This window comes from Candidatus Saccharibacteria bacterium (assembly GCA_016700375.1).
Classification (GTDB): Bacteria; Patescibacteriota; Saccharimonadia; order Saccharimonadales; family UBA4665; genus JAGXIT01.
Genome location: CP065016.1, coordinates 737,062 through 756,736 on the forward strand (window position 1 = coordinate 737,062; position 19,675 = coordinate 756,736).

19 protein-coding genes are annotated in these 19,675 nt (G+C 49.8%); 2 read left to right on the forward strand and 17 right to left on the reverse strand.

What is annotated here, in order from left to right; translation table 11 throughout:
• Positions 1-2 precede the first annotated feature (2 nt).
• The 8 genes from IPP75_03855 to IPP75_03890 form a co-directional block, all read right to left on the reverse strand.
• The gene (locus IPP75_03855; protein QQS69030.1) at positions 3-275 is read right to left on the reverse strand and encodes a type II toxin-antitoxin system YafQ family toxin; all 273 of its coding nucleotides are present in this window, start codon (positions 273-275) and stop codon (positions 3-5) included.
• Complete coding sequence (locus tag IPP75_03860; protein ID QQS69031.1) at positions 272-574, reverse strand: hypothetical protein; 303 nt, start codon at positions 572-574, stop codon at positions 272-274. Before IPP75_03860 ends, IPP75_03855 begins: the two co-directional genes overlap by 4 nt.
• Positions 575-643: 69 nt before the next feature.
• Entirely contained in the window at positions 644-1,537 is an 894-nt protein-coding gene (locus IPP75_03865) for a hypothetical protein (protein ID QQS69032.1), read from the reverse strand.
• 272 nt (positions 1,538-1,809) lie between these two features.
• A complete protein-coding gene (locus tag IPP75_03870; GenBank protein QQS69033.1) occupies positions 1,810-2,475 on the reverse strand; it encodes a class I SAM-dependent methyltransferase in 666 nt (221 codons plus the stop codon).
• A gap of 6 nt (positions 2,476-2,481) precedes the next feature.
• A complete protein-coding gene (locus IPP75_03875; GenBank protein ID QQS69034.1) occupies positions 2,482-2,874 on the reverse strand; it encodes a PIN domain-containing protein in 393 nt (130 codons plus the stop codon).
• A 1-nt stretch (position 2,875) separates the two neighbouring features.
• Positions 2,876-3,151 carry an AbrB/MazE/SpoVT family DNA-binding domain-containing protein gene (locus IPP75_03880; protein ID QQS69035.1) on the reverse strand — a complete coding sequence of 92 codons (276 nt, stop codon included), beginning with the start codon at positions 3,149-3,151 and terminating at the stop codon, positions 2,876-2,878.
• Between the two features lie 75 nt (positions 3,152-3,226).
• On the reverse strand, positions 3,227-5,947 hold the full coding sequence (gene polA / locus IPP75_03885) for a DNA polymerase I (GenBank protein QQS69036.1): 2,721 nt from the start codon (positions 5,945-5,947) through the stop codon (positions 3,227-3,229).
• A gap of 38 nt (positions 5,948-5,985) precedes the next feature.
• Complete coding sequence (locus IPP75_03890; protein ID QQS69037.1) at positions 5,986-6,288, reverse strand: hypothetical protein; 303 nt, start codon at positions 6,286-6,288, stop codon at positions 5,986-5,988.
• Between the two features lie 110 nt (positions 6,289-6,398).
• On the opposite strand from IPP75_03890, the gene IPP75_03895 reads away from it, so the two are divergent.
• Complete coding sequence (locus tag IPP75_03895; GenBank protein QQS69038.1) at positions 6,399-9,233, forward strand: cation-transporting P-type ATPase; 2,835 nt, start codon at positions 6,399-6,401, stop codon at positions 9,231-9,233.
• A gap of 10 nt (positions 9,234-9,243) precedes the next feature.
• Here the strand turns inward: IPP75_03895 and IPP75_03900 are convergent, their stop codons facing one another.
• From IPP75_03900 to IPP75_03915, 4 genes are read right to left on the reverse strand one after another with little or no spacing between them, the layout of a single operon-like run.
• On the reverse strand, positions 9,244-9,819 hold the full coding sequence (locus IPP75_03900) for a hypothetical protein (GenBank protein QQS69039.1): 576 nt from the start codon (positions 9,817-9,819) through the stop codon (positions 9,244-9,246).
• Between the two features lie 9 nt (positions 9,820-9,828).
• The gene (locus tag IPP75_03905; GenBank protein ID QQS69040.1) at positions 9,829-10,977 is read right to left on the reverse strand and encodes a hypothetical protein; all 1,149 of its coding nucleotides are present in this window, start codon (positions 10,975-10,977) and stop codon (positions 9,829-9,831) included.
• A complete protein-coding gene (locus IPP75_03910) occupies positions 10,958-12,175 on the reverse strand; it encodes an O-antigen ligase family protein (protein ID QQS69041.1) in 1,218 nt (405 codons plus the stop codon). The genes IPP75_03905 and IPP75_03910 overlap by 20 nt, the downstream gene beginning before the upstream one ends.
• Before the next feature lie 18 nt (positions 12,176-12,193).
• Complete coding sequence (locus tag IPP75_03915) at positions 12,194-12,604, reverse strand: peptidoglycan-binding protein (GenBank protein ID QQS69042.1); 411 nt, start codon at positions 12,602-12,604, stop codon at positions 12,194-12,196.
• Between the two features lie 131 nt (positions 12,605-12,735).
• Between IPP75_03915 and IPP75_03920 the strand changes: the two genes are divergently transcribed.
• Positions 12,736-13,299, forward strand: coding sequence for an AAA family ATPase (locus IPP75_03920; protein ID QQS69043.1), 564 nt, complete (start codon positions 12,736-12,738; stop codon positions 13,297-13,299).
• A 59-nt stretch (positions 13,300-13,358) separates the two neighbouring features.
• Here the strand turns inward: IPP75_03920 and IPP75_03925 are convergent, their stop codons facing one another.
• The 5 genes from IPP75_03925 to IPP75_03945 all read right to left on the reverse strand — a co-directional run bounded on the left by IPP75_03925 (position 13,359) and on the right by IPP75_03945 (position 19,648).
• A complete protein-coding gene (locus IPP75_03925) occupies positions 13,359-14,135 on the reverse strand; it encodes an HAD family phosphatase (protein ID QQS69044.1) in 777 nt (258 codons plus the stop codon).
• Positions 14,135-15,736 carry a M48 family metalloprotease gene (locus IPP75_03930; GenBank protein ID QQS69045.1) on the reverse strand — a complete coding sequence of 534 codons (1,602 nt, stop codon included), beginning with the start codon at positions 15,734-15,736 and terminating at the stop codon, positions 14,135-14,137. Before IPP75_03930 ends, IPP75_03925 begins: the two co-directional genes overlap by 1 nt.
• 148 nt (positions 15,737-15,884) lie before the next feature.
• Positions 15,885-16,727 (reverse strand): HAD hydrolase-like protein, encoded by an 843-nt coding sequence (locus tag IPP75_03935; protein ID QQS69046.1) that lies wholly within the window; start codon positions 16,725-16,727, stop codon positions 15,885-15,887.
• 43 nt (positions 16,728-16,770) lie between these two features.
• Complete coding sequence (rpoD, locus tag IPP75_03940; protein ID QQS69047.1) at positions 16,771-17,883, reverse strand: RNA polymerase sigma factor RpoD; 1,113 nt, start codon at positions 17,881-17,883, stop codon at positions 16,771-16,773.
• On the reverse strand, positions 17,864-19,648 hold the full coding sequence (locus tag IPP75_03945) for a DNA primase (protein QQS69048.1): 1,785 nt from the start codon (positions 19,646-19,648) through the stop codon (positions 17,864-17,866). Before IPP75_03945 ends, rpoD begins: the two co-directional genes overlap by 20 nt.
• Between the last annotated feature and the right edge of the window lie 27 nt (positions 19,649-19,675).

The window sequence follows — 19,675 nt, forward strand, 5'->3', positions numbered from 1 at the left end:
GATCACTCCCCGTACACCTGTGCATGTGTGCCGACATCCGTAAAAACATACGCTTCGTCTGTTTCGTAGTAAATAACCCTCACATCGCCACTAACCGAAAAAGCGCGAAACCCCAGCATACTCCCACCGAGCGCATGGTCAAATAAGGGAGCGCTGCGTTCACCGCTCTGCCATTGTGCAAAACGCAGACCAAAACGCTTTTTGAGTTTTTGGTCATGTACTATACGTTTTTTGTACGCTTTTATGAAACTTTTATCAAACTCAATCGGCTTCATAGAGAGTTCAGGTACTCTAGAGCGTCGTCGGAGCTTGTAAAGCTTTTGACGACCCCCCTCGCTTTGTCTCTTTCATGTTCTACAGCATTTTGTCTCCACCGTTCGACGACATGCTGTGGAGGCGAACCCCAGCTGTCTTCTACTTCCCCAAAATCAACCCGGCGCCCGTCCACCAGCGCCCTTCCCACATATCGGAACATAGCCTGGATAGAATCAAACCCTAGGCTGCTCGCTTTTAAAGCAAGTTGACTGCGAAAGTTTTCATCGACCGGTATAGTTATGCGTGATGTGCTATTCATAGCGATAATGGTATCAAAATACATCTAGAATGTCAACTAGGTGTCCTCTGCATGACATTTTGATACACATTACAAATAACCGAAAATGACTATGGCGGCAAAGAAAACTGCGATAAAAATGCTTTGCAGCAAGGCAAAACGCTCGTGCATGCCTTTTATGCCCCAAAATATTCCGAGTAACGTTGCCTGTATGGCTATTGCCAGCAGAGCAAGGTAGCCGCCCATTGTGCCCAAGTTTTCAAGCGCATGCAGCAGCAAAATAACAGGCATGATAACAACCATCGCCCATGAAATCGCAACGTGGACTCTCCCCTGCCACTTGCCTTCGTAGTGCGGGATTGCCGCCAGTAAAGCCAAACACGTTATAGTCGCTCTAAGGGCATACCGCAGCGCAACACCGTAGTCATACTTCGGTATGAGCCAGCCCTCAAAATACACTGCTAGCAGCGCCGTTGCGATAAACATGGCACCGCCGAAAACAAATGTTGTATCTCGCCGCGCGGAAGCATGCAGGCTAATTGACCAGTGTTTACCAAACGGCTCTCGCCGAAACACATACCCCAGCGCCGGTGCCATCACCACGGCACCCAGTAACAAATTTTCCCTAGGTAAAATAGCCAGGTGTGTATTCGCCAGATATGATTTATAGGCCACAAATCCCATCATTAGCGAAGTGAGCACAAAAAAGACCATTTGCGCGAGCCAAAAATTAGCAAATCGAGTCAGGTAATTCCATATTGCAACCAAAAGAAGCGCAGCGAGGTACCCGCTGACTAGCACCAAAGGAACATGCTCGTGAATGGCAAAAAGCAGACAAAACAACATATAGCCTGCCGCCATTGCCCATGCCAGTAGTTGGTGAGGGTCGTGAAGCTTAAAAGGACTATGATCGGTTCTTTGGTTTAGATGAACGACCTGCAAAATATCAAATACGGCCGCAGCTATAAGCACCCCAACGCTCATCCCTAGTGAGTCATAAGAACGTAAAGCAAAAGCAATAAAACACCCTGCTCCCAAAATGTGTATTATGCGATGACAGCGTAGCAGCTTCGTACTCACAACTGCAGACTCACTGATACTCGCATACGCTCCTGTTTTCAACTTTGCGGTATATAGCAAAATAGCATGCCATATGTTTACTCCAAAAAGTGGCAACATGAGAAACAAACCTTCCATGAGAGTCATTCTAACCTAATCTCTCATGATGTTCATCTTCTCCTTACAACCAAACTCTGTTATCTGATTGCAATTTTCTTTGCAACAAGCTGTATGAGATCGTCTTTGTGAGTCGAAAGTATATCTCGCTCAAAACCAAACGCGAGTGCTTCTTTTACGTGGGTCAGTTCATCTATCACAAATCCGTGCCTTGTTAATACATCTGTTATCGAATCATCTGAGTGAAAATACCGGCGTGATGTGACAGTGGGGCGGTCGATAGTATGATACGTAGTCATGCATGTCGTTGAGTCGTACAGCGACTTGGGGTCTTTCGCTTCTAAGCAGTCCGTCGACCGAACAACGACAAATAGTTTACCGCCACCATGGACTACCCTGGCAATATTTTGCGCCGCTTTCTCTAGCTGCTGTTTTGGCAAATAGTGAAGAACCAGTCGAGCGTATATAAAATCAAATGTTTCGTCTGCATATGGAAGATCGCTTGCGATATCCTCTAAACGTACCTCTACTTGGTCAGAAACGCCAGCGTTTTTCACTGCGTCTTGAGCCAGACCAACGCCCGACCTATCAATAGTCGTGGCAATGATACGACGCTCAGATAACCGCTGCGCCATCTGTATTTCTGCTGCACCAGCCGTTGAGATGCCAACACTCAACACTGACTTATCAGCCTCTGTTAATAAACCTAGTCCATACTCTTCGGTTAGTGAATACAGCCTCTCCATAACTCTTTATTCTACTAGTTCAACATTGGGTAATTGACGAGCAAGTTTTTTATCAAATGTAAGCAACGGTATAGCACCGTTCAGTTCAGCATGCACCGCTAGGCAACAGTCAACAAACGATAACGCAGTATGTTTTTCATACAGCGGCAATGCTCCGGAGAGTACTGACCTATTGCAGTTTACATTTGCCTGCGCCATGATGGCGCGGAAATTGTTTGCTACCATGCTACGAGGCAGCCCCATTACCCTTTCCATGACGTATGCAATCTCTTCAAGTACCATGTCCGCGACATGCAAAATGTCTTTGCCAGACATAACCCTGTCCGTCAAAGCTTGTTGAGTGGGCACATCACCCAAAAGCCAGCGAAGCAAGAAGTTTGCATCGAGTGATTTTTGCATACTATGCTTCACCTAACGCATATTTTTGGCGATACTCAGCTATTTTAACAGCATCAATCTGCTCTTGCGTCGGCACCTGTACAATGTGCTGGCGCATGTATTCCCTATTTTCTGTTCGAACAGTCTCAATGCTCACAGGAGCTAAAATAGTCAATTGATTACCATGCATACGTATTTCTACCCGCTTCCCGGGCTGTAGTTTCATGGCTGTCCGAAATGCTGCCGGCAAGGTAATCTGCCCCTTGCTTGTCATGGTAGATGTCGCATATGTTTTCATGGTAAGAAATATACCATACGTAATACTTTTTGTAAATGTATTACGTTGGAATCAATATCGCGACACACCTAGGAGCTACAGTTCGCCCCAGTTGTCGCCTATGGAGGTGTCTACTGCAAGTTTTACAGGGAGATCCGGGTAAATGGCTTCCATGGTGGTTTTGAGTATGTCTGCCACTTTTTCAGCATCTTGCTCGGCACATTCGACAAGGATAGAGTCATGTATCTGAAGCAGTTGCTGGGGCTTACTGGCGAACTGTGCAAGGTCAGACCTTCCAGGCTGCACTTTTTGAGAGGTCTGACCTTGCACAGTTCGCGCCTCAAACGCCCTTTCCACCGCCACCATTGCCAGTTTCATCAGGTCTGCTTCGGTGCCCTGAATAGGCATGTTCATTGCCGCGCGGGCGGCGGCTTGTCGCACAATGAAATTGCTCGAATGTATGTCTGGCATCGGGCGGCGGCGGCCCAGCAGTGTCTCGACGTAGCCATCTTTTTTGGCCTGTTCCTTCAGGCCGTTTAGGTAGCCGAGGAGCGGCGCGCGTACCTTGAAATATTCGTCTATAAACGACTTAGCCTGTGTAAAATTCATACCTGTTGCAGCCGCCAGCCCGTGCGGGCTCATACCGTACAGCACACCAAAATTAATGGTTTTTGCCGCTGAACGCATCTGTTTGGTGACATCTTCGGGGCTTCGACCATACACTTCGGCCGCTGTGGTCAGGTGAATATCTGCGCCGCGATTAAACATACTCACCATCTCGCTATCGCCACTCATGGCTGCGGCAAGGCGTAGTTCAAACTGGCTGTAGTCGGCGCTCACGAACTTCCTGCCCTTGCCCGCCACAAACGCCGCCCGGATATGCTTGCCTAGTTCTGTGCGCACCGGTATATTTTGCAGGTTTGGGTCGGTGCTGCTGAGTCGGCCGGTCTGGGCAATGGTGAGGTTAAATGTGGTGTGCACACGGCCATGGCCGTCGACCAGTTTTGGCAGCGTATCAACATAGGTATTTTTTAGCTTCGTCACCTCACGGTACTGACTAATAAGGTCAATTATGGGGTGAGCTACGCGCAGTTTATCCAGCTCGCTTGCCGCTGTACTGTAGCCAGTCTTACCCTTTTTCACACCCGCTGTTGGCAACCCAAGTTTGTCAAAAAGTATAGTCGCAAGCTGCGCCGGACTGGCAATGTTAAACTCGGCATCAGCATGACCATAAATTTGTTGTTCAAGGTCGGAGATGCTGTCCTCGATTTGTTCAGAAAACTGTGCCAGGTACAATGTGTCGAGCTGAATCCCCGCGTACTCCATACGTGCGAGTACCGGTATAACGGGCATATCGACAGTAGAATTTAGAATTTGGAATTTGGAATTTGCCTGAAATTCTTCGCGCTGTTTAGCGACTATGGCTCGTATTACGGCCACAATTTCAGCACCGCGACCAAGCAGTTCCTCGTCGCTCATATTTTCAAAAGATGAGCCGTCGTATCCGAGTACGTCAGCGGCAAGATCGGTCAATGTTTGCGCACGAATCAGGCTATTGAGCGTAAACGCCGCAACCAGTATATCGTGTGCGACTTCGGGCAGTTTCTCCACCCCCATACCGAGCAGTGTCTTTAGGCTAGACTTCACGTCGTAGCCAATGAATCTTGAATCTTGAATTTTGAATTTTGAAAAGACTTTTGCAGCATCAACTTTTGCTAGGTCAAACACATAAGTCAGCTTGTCGTCTGCCGATACTATGAGCACTTTCGGGTCACGCCCCGCTACTCCAGCCGAGCGCCCGTACACTACCAGCTCCGCCCCATTTGGGATTTTTACAGAAGCCAGTTTCACCTCATCGTCGATGATACGGTTCTCTCCAACGGTAAATCCATGATTCGTAATGCCAGATTCATGATGCTGCAAATCCACGTGTAAAATCTCGGGTAGCTGGCGGGCAAGGCTCCTAAATTCAAGCTTTTCGAGTAACTCAACAATCTTTACTGGGTTTGCACCCATATGTCCGTCCATCCGCTCGAGGTCGAGCGGCACGGGCGCATCCAACCACAGCGCGGCAAGTTTTTTACTCATGTAAGCGCTTTCTTTACCAGCTTCGAGCTTTTTGCGCACGCTGTCTTTCACCTGCCAGAGGTTTTCATACACGCCGTCCATGGTCTTGTAGTCCTGCAGCAGCTGTATAGCAGTTTTTTCACCTATGCCCGGCACACCCGGGATGTTGTCTGAGCTGTCGCCTTTGAGCGCTTTGAGGTCAAGAAATTGTTCGGGCTCTATGCCGTATTTGGCCGTAAAACTTTCTGGCGAATACAATTCTATGTCGCTTAAACCCTTTTTCAGCCGGTACATTTTGGTTAGCGGCCCGACGCACTGCAGCGCATCCATATCACTGGTAATAAGCAGCGTTTCTATACCCTTTTTGCTCGCTTCGTGTGCGAGTGTGGCCATAATGTCATCTGCCTCGTAATCATCGAGTTCGTACAGCGGCCAGCCAAACGCATCGAGAAGTTCGTGCAGCACCGGGATTTGTTCATAAAAGTCTGGTGGTGCTGGCTTGCGCCCTGCTTTGTACTCTGGGTATATGGCAAGCCGCGAGCGAATGTTCGTTTTTGGCTTGTCCCACGCCACCGCTACATAGTCTGGCTTGAGGCGACGAATGACCTCGAGCGCCATGGTTGCAAACCCAAACACGCCGCCCGTAGGCGTGCCGTCTTTGGTACTGAGGTTTGACATAGCGTAGTACCCACGGTAAAAGACCGACTTTCCGTCAATCACCGCCAACCGTTTCCTCTGCTCCTCAGCCATAGGTGTTATTATACGCGAGAAAGAGAGATTTGGTGAGGCTAGGCCACTTTACCCCAAGGATGAAGCTCGAGACAACTCGTAGTTGCGGTAGGCCCCACAACAACCGCAACCTCTCCTTTTGTAGTGACGGGAACATTTTGGCCAACTTCAGGAAGTACTGGCTCTTCCATCACATCACATGGCGTAGCGTTATCAAAATCTGCAAGCCGTGCCATCCGGCCTAGGTGAAGTTCAAACACCCCCTTACCGCCTACCGAACTCGAGAGTACTTCATGTGGCAGGCCGTCCGTAACCCGAGGACAAGCAATGCCGGTATACGGACATCGTGGGATTGTTTTCATCTTATACCTTCCTTTTTGTAATATATCTTACAATTTAGTGTACCATGTCGTAGCAAGTAGTCCCAAGTTAACCTCTGTTCTTTTGCACTAAAAAAGTTATACTTAATACTATGAACACGGTGGGGGAAGACAAACAGCTACATTATTACCGGTTGAGCCCAGCAGAGGTACTGAAGCAGGTTCAGTCGGACGAGCAAGGAATTAGCGCACACGAAGCGGCGGAACGGTACGAGCAACTCGGGCCAAACGCACTCGATGTCAAAAAGAAAGAATGGTGGGTCATGGGCTACGCCCGCCAGTTCCGCGACTTCATGATACTACTCTTGGTTGCAAGCTCTGGCTTGGCATTTTACTTAGGCGATAGCCGAGCGGGCATTGTGCTACTCGCCCTCGTTTTCTTCAACACTATGATTGGCTATCTTCAAGAATTCAAAGCCGAAAAACTCATAGAATCACTGGAAAAACTGGTTGTGGCAAAAGCCAAGGTGCAGCGCGTAGGCAAAGAGGTGGAAATTCCCTCGTACGAACTGGTTGTGGGCGATGTTGTCCGTATAGAGGCTGGCGACAGCGTACCGGCCGACCTGCGAGTACTGCGCGAAGACGAACTCACCACCAATGACTTTGCCCTCACCGGCGAAAGCAACCCAACGCGCAAGTTCAAACACGCCCTATCCGGTACCGTTCCCCTTTCTGCCCGCCAAAATCTGGTCTTCATGGGCACCACCATTGCTACCGGCGAAGGGTACGGAGTGGTTGTCGCGACCGGCATGCATACCGAGCTCGGGCGTATTGCCAGCCTCAGCCAAGAAACCAAAAAATCTCTCAGCCCGCTCCAAATGGAAATGAATAACATTGCTACAAAAGTCACCTGGGGCACCGTGCTACTCTGCACTATTCTGCTGCCAATAGCCATTGGTGCCGACCTTGGCATAAAAGACGCCATACTTTTTGCCATAGGCATTGCCAGTTCCCTGATTCCGCAGGGGCTGCCCGCCGAAATCAATACTGCTCTGGCCGGAGCAGCCGGCAAGCTCGCCCGCGCCCGTGCCCTCGTGAAAAAACTGAGTGCTGTTGAAACGCTGGGCGCAACCAATGTCATCCTTACCGACAAAACCGGCACCCTTACCAAAAATGAAATGACCGTCGAGCAAATTCTCATAGGAAAGACAGAATACGGGGTCACCGGCACTGGCTACGAAACAAATGGAGTTGTCACTAACAGAGACGGAAAGCCAGTCCCAGGTAAAAAACTCGAAGAAATGCGAATATTTTTTGAAACCGCCGCTCTCGCTAGCAACGCTCAAGTCAATCCACCCGACGACGAACATGCTACCTGGCATGTCATTGGCGACCCAACTGAGGGCGCCCTCATTACCCTTACCCGCAAAGCTGGGGTAGAACCAACCACGCTCAATACTTCCTACCCCGAAACCAAAGAATACGCCTTTGACTCCGCCCGCAAACGCATGAGCAGTGTGCGCGAATACAACGGCAAGCAATATTTGTTCGTGAAAGGCGCGCCTGAAAGCGTTATAGAGCTTTCGACAAAGCTCTGGGACCACACCTTCACGCGTACAATGACTGAGAATGACACCAAACGCCTGCTAGCCTACCATGAAGAGCGCGCTGCTGCGGCCCAGCGAAACCTAGCGCTCGCCTACCGTGAACTGCCCAAAGGTTTTGAGGCTCATAAACACCCCTTAGAGGATGCCGAGAAAGAGCTGACGTTCCTGGGTATGGTGAGCATGATTGACCCACTGCGCGATGAAGTCCCTGCCGCCATGGTTGCCGCACGCGAGGCACACATGGCTATTTCTATCATTACCGGAGACTTCGCTACAACCGCCCGCGCCATAGCTGTGCGCGCCAAACTCGCCGACAAACCAGAACACCTGACGGTGGTAGCTGGCGAGGATCTTCCCGAACTCAGTGACGAACAAATTTTGGCTCACGTAAGACGCGGTGGCACCATTTTTTCCCGTGTAGCTCCCGAAGACAAACTCCGCATAGTCGAGCTAACCCAAAAAAGCGGCATGGTAGTGGCCGTAACAGGCGATGGCATAAATGACGCGCCCGCCCTCAAGCGCGCCGATATAGGAGTCGCAATGGGCGTTACTGGTACCGATGTGGCCAAACAGTCGGCCGATATCATCCTACTCGACGACAGCTTTCATACCCTTGTCGGCGCCGTGCAGCAAGGCCGCACTATTTTCCGCAATATCCAAAAGGGAACGCTCAGTTGCTTCACCAGTAACTCCGCAGAGCTTGTCGCAAACCTTGCCAGCCTCGCGGCGGCAGCCGCATTTCATATACCGCTTGCTATTACCGTCATGCAAATTCTAGCTATAGACCTCATAGCCGAATTATTTCCCATAGCCGCACTCGGCCGCGACAAAGGCGAGGGCAAGCTCATGAAAGAACAACCGCGCAAGCTCAATCACCACATACTAAACCGCGTCAGCATAACCGACTTAGTGTGGGCAGGCTTGCTTATGGGCTTGCTCGCCTTTGGCAACTACCTGTTTTACTATTGGCGACATGGCCTGTCTGCTTCGCACATAGAACCAGGCAGTCTCATACATATGGGGGCCACTAGCATGACCTACCTTTCGATTGCGCTTATACAGCTCGCTAACATCTTGCAGCGACGCAGCGAACACGGCCTGTTTACGCGCTACCAGTTCCATAACCGCACTCTGTGGGGCGCCTACGCCCTTTCGCTGACACTCGTCTGCCTCATCATTTACAGCCCCATCAACCACTATTTTGGTAGCGCGCCCCTAGGTTTCCTTGACTGGATGTGGGCGCTCGTTGCGGTCGGCATTTTTGTGTTCATACGCGAGCTTCACATTCATGCCCGCAAACACTCGCGCACCGCTCTATTTACCCATCATGGTCACGACACCATTCGCAAGCATTTGTCTGCTGCGCGCACCAGCAAATAGCCTCTTACTCTTATGAGCCAAATACTCGTGCGCGAAGCAAGAATAGACGGCTGAGCAGTATGGGGATAAATACATGTATCCCCCCGCATACGACAAGCAGAATACCCGAAATAACATCACCAGAAACTACTAGTTCTTTGCCAAGTTTATCGAGGTAAGGGATGGCAAAGGAAAGACTCAATACAACCCAAACAATTAGTCCTGCAAGCGCAATCGAACGTACGAGCAAGCGAATCACTTCCACTCGATGCGCCTCCCCAGCTGATTTTGATGACATAGGGGCAATATATTGCTTAAAATCCAGCTCTGAACGAAAAGAATGTACAAGAAAAACCAGCAGCCCGGCAATCGCATAACCCAGAGCTCCTACCAATGCCCAAAACAAAAAAACTCCAAAACCATTCACCGCATCATTGTCTAACCGATACCCAACCATTGCAACGTACCCAAGCGCAATGTCGCCCGAATCAGTCGAAAAGAATCTCTGACGTATCAACGTGACATTTGCCAGGGCAGTAAGTAAGAGCACCAGGAGCGGCAGCCCGATGCATTGTATGGCAGTTGGTAAATATATTTTGGGTTTCATAATGCTTCGTTATTGTATCACTTTGTGGTGAGTCAAAGTAGCCACTAACTGTGCCCAAACATTCGCAGCTGCCCTGCTCGCATAGCTCTGCGTAATTGGGTTTGTAAGCCGGACCAGTAGAATATACTCTGGCTCATCCTTCCCATAGTAGCCTATGTATGTTCCATTATTACTATCCGGATTATAGGTCCCTTCGCTCTGGGCAATAGGCGCCGTGCCACTCTTACCGCCAGAGATGTGCCCTGGAATACTTCCACCAGGGTTACTAACTAGGAGAGCTTTCTGCAGCAAAAATCGCATCGAGTCAACCGTATGCTGAGACATAATCCTAGAACCCTTATGTAAAGTGCTGTTTGTATCTTCGCACAGAAACGGACGACGATAGTTTCCATCACCAACTACCGCAGCATATGCGGCACTAAGTTGCGCCGGCGATATAGTGAGACCAATCCCGAATGCTGTTTGCGCATACCGGTATCGGGCATCTGGTATGCCTACGGGCGGGACGGTGCCAACTTTATCTATCCCTTCCACCGCAAATCCAGCCGTGCCAAAATTGTAACGATCTGTCAGATAGTCATGCCACAAACCCCTTGTTTGTGCTCCCAGGCTATCCCCTCCCATTCTCTGAAGCACATGCACTGCCCCGGTATTAAGTGATAGCACAATAATATCTTCCAAGCTTTTGTGTCCAGTACCATGAGCGACTGCATTGACGATTGTCCTGCCGTCGACGGTAACCTTATCTGCGTCATAATACGAAAATGACGGTGTAATCTTTCCTTCGTTAAGTGCCGCCGCAACAAGGAGTGGCTTCATGACCGAGCCAACCTCATAGGGGGTGCCGGCTTCTGCCATTGCGCTGCTCGTTTTCCCTTCGACATAATCCGAGGCGGCAACTATCGCACCGGACCGAACAGACATAATCATAATGAAACCAGCCGGTGCGTGATACTCCCTTACTGCCTTCTGTAAGGCTACGGCGGTTGCCGACTGTATCCTGTCGTTGATTGTCGTACCTAGTGCGCCACAGGACAAACTCTGAGCTTGTAGCGCAGCGTTATGCACGCGTATTGGGAGCAATACGCTTACCGCTACGCCGGCTACCAGCACACATGCCGCCCCTCTACCGATATTTTTATGTAACTTTCGACGCATGTCTATCTGCTAGTTTAGTAGGGCAAAAGGCTGCAAATAAAACCATAAAGTATAACAAGGTCAGCTCAAGGCTCGGCGTATTGCATAGAGCATTTGCTATCAAAATGCCAAACAATGCCAACATGAAATAGCCACGTCTACGCACGTATCTATGCACTGCAATAATCGTAAGTACCATCAAACTAACAGAGGTTACAAGACCAAAGTAATACGCAACGTCAAAGTAAAGACTGTGGGTGGACATAAAGAGCTCACCTGTGCGTAGGCTTTTCTTTATATCTTCTGGGACCTCATTTTGATTATTGATGGCAGGAGGAAGACTGTTCGCCCCGTTCCCGATAACGCTGTTGTGTTTTACGATATCGAGTCCCGATGTTTTGTATAAACTCAGTCGATACGAAACACCACGGTTTACGCTTGAAGCCCCAAAACGATCAAAATAATTGGTTTCTAGTCTAGGCAAAACAGAAACAGCCAGCAGTGTGAACAGTGCAATTCCGACGACAATCTTACTTCGTTTCCACGCCACCATAACTGCTCCTGCCGAGAGCACGGCCAAGACAAAATAGCTAATCCTTGACTGTGTCAAAACCACCGTAGCAGCAGCCACGAACGCAAGCGCACAGCTCATCCCTTTCCAGAAAAGTTGTCTGTGCACCGAAATGGACTTCAGGCCAATAGCATACGCAATACTCGCAAACATACCCATTGATGTTGCCTGTAGCAACAATCCACTGACACGAAAGCCGTATCGTATATAGAACTGATTGATATACAGTGAGCCAAGCATACAAACAATCATGACGAACAAAGTTATCTTCGATCGCACAGCTTTCTGAGCAATATCCATAAGACCTATCGCCAAAGTTAAAAATGAAACCCAGGTCACTAATCCTAGATACTCCGGGGTGAGCCCAAACAGACGAACTTCTACGATATCTGGCGAACGCACGGTCGAAAACACCATCATAACGGTCATAAACGTAGTCACGTACCGGACAAGCTTCGGTAGGCCATACCAGTTCTGAACAAGCTGGTGTCGCATACTGGTGCTCACCACAAACAATGCTGCAAGCAACAAGACAGAAAACCGTATTGCCCGGCTCACAAGCGGCTGATCTATGACATAGAAAAGTGGCAGAGCAAGAAGCGTACAAAATAAAAGCAGCCTCAAGTCGACTGCTTTTATTTTTTTCATGCTACCTAACACGTCGGACTATTTAGAGCAGGAGTAGCGAATTCCGCAGCCACTGGCAAGCTTAGCCCATGTTTTGTCGCCGACAACTCCATCGGGATTTAGACCCTGACGTTCCTGGAACCGCTTTACCGCATCTAGCGTCTTTCCCCCGAAACTACCATCAATTACCAGCTTTGAGATTGGGATACTCTGGTATGATATCCACTGATTCAGCGCATATTGCAGCGCCTTCACGCAGTTCCCTGTACTCCTATATCGAAGAGTTGGTGTTGGATCCTGATTACATGTATACGGTGTAGAGCCGCTCATGTAGCTGTAGGCACTACTTTTCATTGCCAAGTAAGTACCTATCCCACCGACAACAAACACAGCAATTATTGGGATTACCAAATGGTGGCTGAAACCTTTTTGGTTCAATTTAATAAACATTATTTTCTCCTCTCGGTATTGATTGTTTCGATACGTTCTAAGCATAAGTTCAACAGCGTACAAAGTCAATATTGAATAAATATATTACCGAACGGATCGTCGTTATGACTCCCTAGTGCTAAAATACTGGTATGAAAGATGTAACAATTATTGCCCTCGTGGGTATGCCAGGTGCTGGTAAAGGTCTGTGTGTTGCATATCTCGAGCAAAAGGGCTGGCCAAGCGTATACCTGGGCGGAATTACCGTAGATGAAGTTAAGCGCCGCGGCCTAGAGGTCAATGAAGCAAATGAAAAGATGGTGCGCGAAGAACTCCGCACAAACGAGGGCATGGACGTCATGGCCAAGCGCATATTGCCCAAAATAGACGCGCTAGTGAGCGAGGGTGCACGTACTGTTATAGCCGACGGTATATATAGCTGGGCAGAATACAAAGTGTTCAAGGAGCGGTACGGCAAAAATGCTGTCATTATCGCCGTGGCGAGCGCGCGCCAGACACGACACGAACGTCTGCGTAACCGCCCCGTTCGGCCGCTAAATGAAGAGGAGGCCACCGCACGCGAATACGCCGAAATAGAAAATAGCGATAAGGGCGGCCCCATTGCAAATGCCGACCATACCGTCATCAACGATTCCTCTCCCGAGGAAACATACGCTCAGCTCGAAGCCATTCTCCGTGCGCACAGTCTTGCCTAGGAAAAGTGGAACGAGGTAAAACTATTCTCTGTTAATTTCGCATCCCAGACGAAATAGCACTACAAGTTAATCCCGAGGACAGCGGCAAAATCAACGTAAGAATCACGGATTATATCGGGCTGATAATCAGCAGTCGCTAGGCCCTCGGGAGCGAACCGCGAGGTAATGCCGCACGCGTACAAGCCAGCTTGTTTGGCAGATGCAATGCCTTTCGGGTCATCTTCGAACGCCAGTACCTGCAGCCTGTTTTCATCTGCCAAACCGAGCGTGTCGAACGCTGATTCAAAAGACTCGGGGTCTGGTTTGGCATGCACGAAATCCTGTCTGGTAATAACCCGGTGTTCTGTAAACAACGTATCGAGCTTAGTCATTCGCAGAAATGCCCATACGTCTGCCCGCTGCGCGCCACTGGCTATAGCAATTGCGCCGTCCGTCAGCACATACACTGCCTTCACAAACTCCACCGCCATCGGCAGCGGCGCTCCAAACTCATGTAAAACCGGCTCGTATAGTTCGTGTTTACGCTGCGCAATTTCCTGGAGCAGGGCATGTTTGTGGTCAATAACCGGTGATTGAACCAGGCCAAGCTCATAAAACAGCTGCCATATGCCACCCTCTATACTATGCTCACGAGCGCGCTGTATGACGTGCTTGTTATGTTCCTCTGTCGTTTCAGCCAGCTCACGAATACCGTACTTCTCACCAACTTCACGCAGGGCAAGTAGCCGTGCATATTCGTGCAGGCCAAGGTTATGAGTCTTCGGGTAGTTGTCGAGAAGCGTGTCGTCTATGTCAAAAATAGCGCCAAGCGGCTGGAACGGAAGCATGTCAGACATCAGAGTGAGCTAGTTGCTTTGGCTTGTGCAAACGCAACAAGCCCGCCGATAGCGATGAGTAACACCGCCCACACGAACGACCACGCGCGGCGGTAGCTTTTTATAGGTTTTTGCCCCTGTATTTCCATACGTTGCAGCACGAGTGCCGAGGCAATACTGCGGTAAAACCAGCCACTGGCCGCTGCTTGCTGCCCAAGCAGTTTCTTCACCTTTTTCAGGGCAAAAAACAAGTTGCCAAAGAAGCTAAAAACCGAGTGATAATCCATAAAAATCAAACCAGTTTTGTCCTGAAACATCAGGTCTTCGCCAAAAACATAGCCAGGCACACCACGCCCAACAGGCGCACCTGTGAGGGCTACTGCTTTACCGCGCAGTGGCGAGGCGTATGGGTTACGCATTTCGTCTAGTACAGTCGTTTGTACTGGCTGCGCCGATGGGTAGCGGTATAGTGTTTTTGCAATCAGCCCAGCACCAAATACGGCGAGCCCGACACCAAAATTCCGTGTCGAGAAACCCGCGCCTATCCCGGCCGCGTACGGCAGTAGCATAATACCAAGATCGCTCCACAGCACCGACCACAGCCGACTCTTGTCGAGCATGACGCGACTCGCTGCAGCCTCGACATCGTAGCTAAAGATTCTCCCAGACTTGCTTGGCATTTTACTCAAATGCTGCACACGACGCCCCGTGAGGGGATGAGTCGAGTTTAGCTCTATCAGTTTCGCCCACGGGCTGTACGCATCGAATAGCATTGCTTCGGTCACCGCATGCCTGTCGTTGTTTGTAATATACGAAACACCTCCCGTATGCTTGGCATCTTTGACGTCTACCAACCCCATGTGGCGCGTGCTATGAAGCAAACGATTCGTTGCGCCCGTATCTTCTTCGCTGACTATGCCGTAGGCGATTTTTATAAGCGCGTTACTCAGGTCTTCCGGCTCAGCGACCTGGGCACCGAACTTGTCTGCCAGCAACTCGCGTGTCCGGCTCAAGAAAAGAAGCAGGTATGATGCAATGATATAAAGAATGTATGCAATAAAACCGATGGCGGCCAGGTTGCTTTTGCGGTCGCCCTTGCTGCGTGAAAGCCAAAAGTACATCTCGTACAACAGCTGCACGAGCGTACTCGCTATCATCATTACTATGAAGTCGCGGTTCACAATATGCCCCATTTCGTGACCCACAACGGCCCGCTGTTCTCCGGTGTTGAGGTACTTAAACAGCCCCTGGGTGACGATGAGGCGAGAGTTGTACCGGCCACTCCCATAGCAAAATGCTGTCGGGTTGTTATCTGGGATAATGCCGACCTTCGGGTGCTTAAAGTTATACTGCGCCGCGACCGATGCAATGAGTTCGGCTACCTCAGGGTGCTCAGCTGCAACTTCTTCGGGGCTCATAAACCGCACTTTGTAGAAAAACTTGTTTATCCAGTCAGTTACCCAGGGCCCCACCAGCCACATGAGAAAGTTGAAAACCACCGTCAGACCCATGGCCAACCATAGATTCACCGAGTCCGTCTGGAGTAAAACCAGCATGACTATAAAGAACACAAATGAAAATATCAGCCCCAATGTAACCAACGATGCCCCAACAAGTTTCATAGCAATCTCCTTCTACACAAAGTGTAGCAGATTACATATGCATAAATATAATAGCGTCGATAAAAAAGCGCCAATCCGCAGACATCCTGAATTTCCCGTTTGTTTTTCGTTAGCCTGTTAACACTGACTTGTTGGCGAATACAGAGAGCTAGGCAGCGACCCGTCGTTCCATAATAGCCTTAATGGTTCGCAAATCTGGCACAATAATCTTTGCCGGTGCGCCCTTAAAACCATCTGGTGACATATTTGAAGTTAGCCCTATGGCAAATTCACCTGATTTGCTTGCTGCGATAACTCCACCACGAGAATCATCAACCGCGACCGTGCGCAATCGCTCTCGGGCATCTTGTTTTGCATTACCAGACGAAGGAATTTGAAGCCTGTGATATGCCGTATCAAACACCTCGCGGTTAGGTTTTGGCTTACTAACAAGCTCGCGCGCAACAATTCTATCTTCAGGCATATACACATCGAGACCGAACCTCTCAAGAACAATAGCGATATCACCAGATTGAGCCATGCTTGCAATTGCTAGACCGTGCGGTAGTCTCTCATAACCAAACTGCATCAGTTCCCTTGCACCAGGATTAAGCTCTACGTGTGTCTTAAGTAATTTTGTGTGTAGTTCTGTGCGCTTGTCTACTATCTTCACAAGCCACTCATTTGATGCATCATAGTCCTTATGGCTCCTAAACACACCTGCCTTGTGAAGGAGGTACGCTATCGAACCTTCTAGTGTTGGCTCGGCGGCTTTAAGGTATGATTCCTCACTCTGTTCAGGAGTTAAGCCAATAAGGGTTTCGTTCCCCATCTCAATACCAATCTCCCGTGCCGCTAATATTCGGGATATATCGTGAATTCTTTGGCCTTTCTGCTTGCCCTTTGTAATAAGTGGCGATGTTATGGTGTCATCAAAATCGAGAATAAGCCCGTGGAAACCGGCCTCGGGAAAGTCAACGCCATCAGTAAATACACTCTCAGTTAAACGCATATGTTGGTGTATTATATCACTTTATTCTTATATAAGCAAAAATCTACTTAATGTAGTCGTGGAGTTTGCGGGCGTCTTTGTGCTTGCGCAGTTTCGCGAGCGCTTTGGCTTCTATTTGACGAATACGTTCGCGGGTAACGCTAAACTCTTGGCCTACTTCTTCGAGTGTGTGCTGTTTGCCGTCTTCCAGCCCGAAGCGAAGTTTTAGTATTTTCTGCTCGCGGTCAGTAAGCGCGCTAAGCATATCTTTTACTTGTTCTTTCAGTAGCTGGCCGGTGGCAGACTCTTCTGGGGTAATTGTGTCTTCGTCTTCGATAAAGTCGGCCAGTACCGACTCCTCTTCGTCATCGCGTATGCTTGCATCAAGACTGGAAATATCCTGCTTGATTTTCATAATATGCTCTACTTTTGCCTCGTCAATTTCCATTTCCCGCGCTATCTCGGCATTGGTCGGTTCGCGGTTGTATTCCTGTGTGAGGCGACGCTGGGTGCGCAGTAGCTTGTTAATAGTTTCTACCATGTGAACAGGTATGCGAATGGTACGTGCTTGGTCGGCAATAGCCCGGGTAATTGCCTGGCGAATCCACCACGTTGCATAGGTGCTAAATTTGAAGCCTTTATCTGGGTCAAACTTTTCAACCGCTCGCAGCAAACCGGTATTCCCTTCCTGAATGAGATCCAGCAGGTCCAACCCGCGCCCAACGTAGCGCTTGGCAATCGAAACCACCAGGCGCATATTTGCCTCTGCCATCTGGTCTTTCGCCTCTTTGTCTCCCGCCACCACACGGTTCGCAAGCGCTAGCTCTTCCTCGGCATTGAGCAGCGGTATTTTGCCGATTTCACGCAGGTACAAGCGTACAGAGTCGTCTGCAATGTCATCTAAATACGTTTGGTCCTCGAGAACAATCTCTTCTTCTTCGTCTATAAGCCACTCGTCGCTTAGGTCAGACGGTGCTGGCTCCTCTGGCGTTATCACGTCTACGCCCGCCTCGGTGAGTTCGGTGTAGAGCGAGTCCAGCAGCTCCACGTTATCTGGCACATCTGGTATAACCGCCGAAATATCTTTCGCGTCTATACTACCGGCCGCTTTAGCTTTTTCTAGCAGGCCAGCTTTGGCTTGCTCTAACTTCGATTTATCATCCTGCTTCGGTGCCACTATCGTCTCCTTGTTCTATTCGTAATAATTGGTCGAGGCCGCGAACCTGCTCCAGCAGCTGTGTCGCTTCCTCTGGTGTCGCTGTTTGTAGCGCTGCGCTCAGCGTTTGTTTTTGCATTCGAACATATTGGTGTATCAGCGTAGCCTGCAAACGTTTCGCTTCACTTCGAAGCTCGAGAGGCTCGACATCCTGATACAGCGTCTCATAGACTAATGACAATATTTTAGCATACTCTGCAATCTGTTGCACTTCTTCTTGGTCGCTGCCGTCAAAATCCGGGTGCTCAGCCAGAAACTCAAAGGCGTGGCGAGCGTCGTCGTCTGTAAACATATCTGGGTCAAGCGGATACAGTACATGCCGGAGGCTCGGCTTCATAAGCGCCAGTGCAATCAGCCGTTCTTCCACCTTCACTTTGTCTAGGATGGCCTTTTCGACAGAGGTGGCCTTCACCTGGGATGGTCGACGACGAAGAGGCGCTGTCTCGCTGGGCGCACCAGTCAGCTTCGTCGCCAGCGCGTCTTTGCTGACACTCAGCAGCTCAGCAAGCCGCCCAACATAGTGGTCTTGCTCGACGCTGTCGGGCAACTGCCGCACAACTCTAAGTACCACGTCGCTCAGTTCACGTTTACCGAGCGCCGTCGACAAATCGAGCATGGCGCGGTAGCGGTCTATAAGCCAATCCAGCGCGTACTGGGGCTGCTCTATGGCCGCTTGCCACGCGGCAACATCCTGTTTTATGAGTTCATCTGGGTCTTTTCCGGTCGGTATGCTTATAACACTTAGTTGCAAACCACCGACTTTCCCAGCAATAGGTATGGCTCGTTCGGTAGCGGCTATACCTGCTTTATCGGCGTCAAAACAAAGGCGAATATCGCCCGTTAGACGACTAAGTGCCTTCAAGTTTGGCTCGGTGAGTGCCGTTCCGGCTGTAGCGACCACTTGGCGAACGCCAGCCTGGTGACTCGCAATAACATCGAGGTTGCCTTCTGCCAGAACCACATATTTTGTCTTGCGTATAGCGTCTTTGGCGAGGTGCAGCCCAAACACATGACGGCTTTTGTCGTACAGTGGCGTGCCGGGGGTATTTATATATTTCGGTGCATTTGGGTCATCGTCAAGTAGTCGTGCCGTAAAACCAATCACCCTCCCCTGCGGGTCACATAGCGGTATCATCAGCCGTCCACGGAACATATCTTGCAAGACACCGCGGTACGATTTGCTTGTTAGGCCGGCTAGCTGAATCTCTTTTTCATCAAATCCCTTCCCGCGAAGAAAATCGAGAAGAGCGCTCCCGTTATTCGGTGAGTAGCCGAGTCGCCACGCAAGCGCCGTTTCTTTCGTGAATTCCCGCTGCCCAAGCACGTACGCAAGCGCCGTCTTATTCTGACTAAACTGTGTCTGATAAAACTTGCAGGCGAGCTCACTAACCTCATACAGCCGCTCCTTCGTCTGCGAGGTCGGGCCTTGCGCACCACTCTGGCGGTACTGCTCAAGGTCGACGCCAGCCCGACGAGCAAGAATTTCGAGCGCACCCTTAAAATCCACGCCTTCCATTTCCTGAATAAAGCTAAAAATGTCGCCACCGCGCCCAGAGGAAAAATCGTGCCAAATCTGCTTATCGGGACTCACTACAAAACTGGGCGTTTTTTCGGAACCAAAAGGACTGAGCCCCTTCCAGGTGCGCCCAGCACGCTTCAGCTGAACGTATTCGCCTATCACGTCCTCTATAGCCAGCCGCTCCCGAACCTCTTCCTTCGCATCCATACATAGTTAAGTATCAATTAACAAGTA

Excerpts from the sequence above, each read along its gene's own strand:
- IPP75_03855 (QQS69030.1), bottom strand. The coding sequence starts at position 275 with ATGAAGCCGATTGAGTTTGATAAAAGTTTCATAAAAGCGTACAAAAAA.
- IPP75_03860 (QQS69031.1), bottom strand. The coding sequence starts at position 574 with ATGAATAGCACATCACGCATAACTATACCGGTCGATGAAAACTTTCGC.
- IPP75_03865 (QQS69032.1), bottom strand. The coding sequence starts at position 1,537 with ATGAGCGTTGGGGTGCTTATAGCTGCGGCCGTATTTGATATTTTGCAG.
- IPP75_03870 (QQS69033.1), bottom strand. The coding sequence starts at position 2,475 with ATGGAGAGGCTGTATTCACTAACCGAAGAGTATGGACTAGGTTTATTA.
- IPP75_03875 (QQS69034.1), bottom strand. The coding sequence starts at position 2,874 with ATGCAAAAATCACTCGATGCAAACTTCTTGCTTCGCTGGCTTTTGGGT.
- IPP75_03880 (QQS69035.1), bottom strand. The coding sequence starts at position 3,151 with ATGAAAACATATGCGACATCTACCATGACAAGCAAGGGGCAGATTACC.
- polA (QQS69036.1), bottom strand. The coding sequence starts at position 5,947 with ATGGCTGAGGAGCAGAGGAAACGGTTGGCGGTGATTGACGGAAAGTCG.
- IPP75_03890 (QQS69037.1), bottom strand. The coding sequence starts at position 6,288 with ATGAAAACAATCCCACGATGTCCGTATACCGGCATTGCTTGTCCTCGG.
- IPP75_03895 (QQS69038.1), top strand. The coding sequence starts at position 6,399 with ATGAACACGGTGGGGGAAGACAAACAGCTACATTATTACCGGTTGAGC.
- IPP75_03900 (QQS69039.1), bottom strand. The coding sequence starts at position 9,819 with ATGAAACCCAAAATATATTTACCAACTGCCATACAATGCATCGGGCTG.
- IPP75_03905 (QQS69040.1), bottom strand. The coding sequence starts at position 10,977 with ATGCGTCGAAAGTTACATAAAAATATCGGTAGAGGGGCGGCATGTGTG.
- IPP75_03910 (QQS69041.1), bottom strand. The coding sequence starts at position 12,175 with ATGAAAAAAATAAAAGCAGTCGACTTGAGGCTGCTTTTATTTTGTACG.
- IPP75_03915 (QQS69042.1), bottom strand. The coding sequence starts at position 12,604 with ATGTTTATTAAATTGAACCAAAAAGGTTTCAGCCACCATTTGGTAATC.
- IPP75_03920 (QQS69043.1), top strand. The coding sequence starts at position 12,736 with ATGAAAGATGTAACAATTATTGCCCTCGTGGGTATGCCAGGTGCTGGT.
- IPP75_03925 (QQS69044.1), bottom strand. The coding sequence starts at position 14,135 with ATGTCTGACATGCTTCCGTTCCAGCCGCTTGGCGCTATTTTTGACATA.
- IPP75_03930 (QQS69045.1), bottom strand. The coding sequence starts at position 15,736 with ATGAAACTTGTTGGGGCATCGTTGGTTACATTGGGGCTGATATTTTCA.
- IPP75_03935 (QQS69046.1), bottom strand. The coding sequence starts at position 16,727 with ATGCGTTTAACTGAGAGTGTATTTACTGATGGCGTTGACTTTCCCGAG.
- IPP75_03945 (QQS69048.1), bottom strand. The coding sequence starts at position 19,648 with ATGGATGCGAAGGAAGAGGTTCGGGAGCGGCTGGCTATAGAGGACGTG.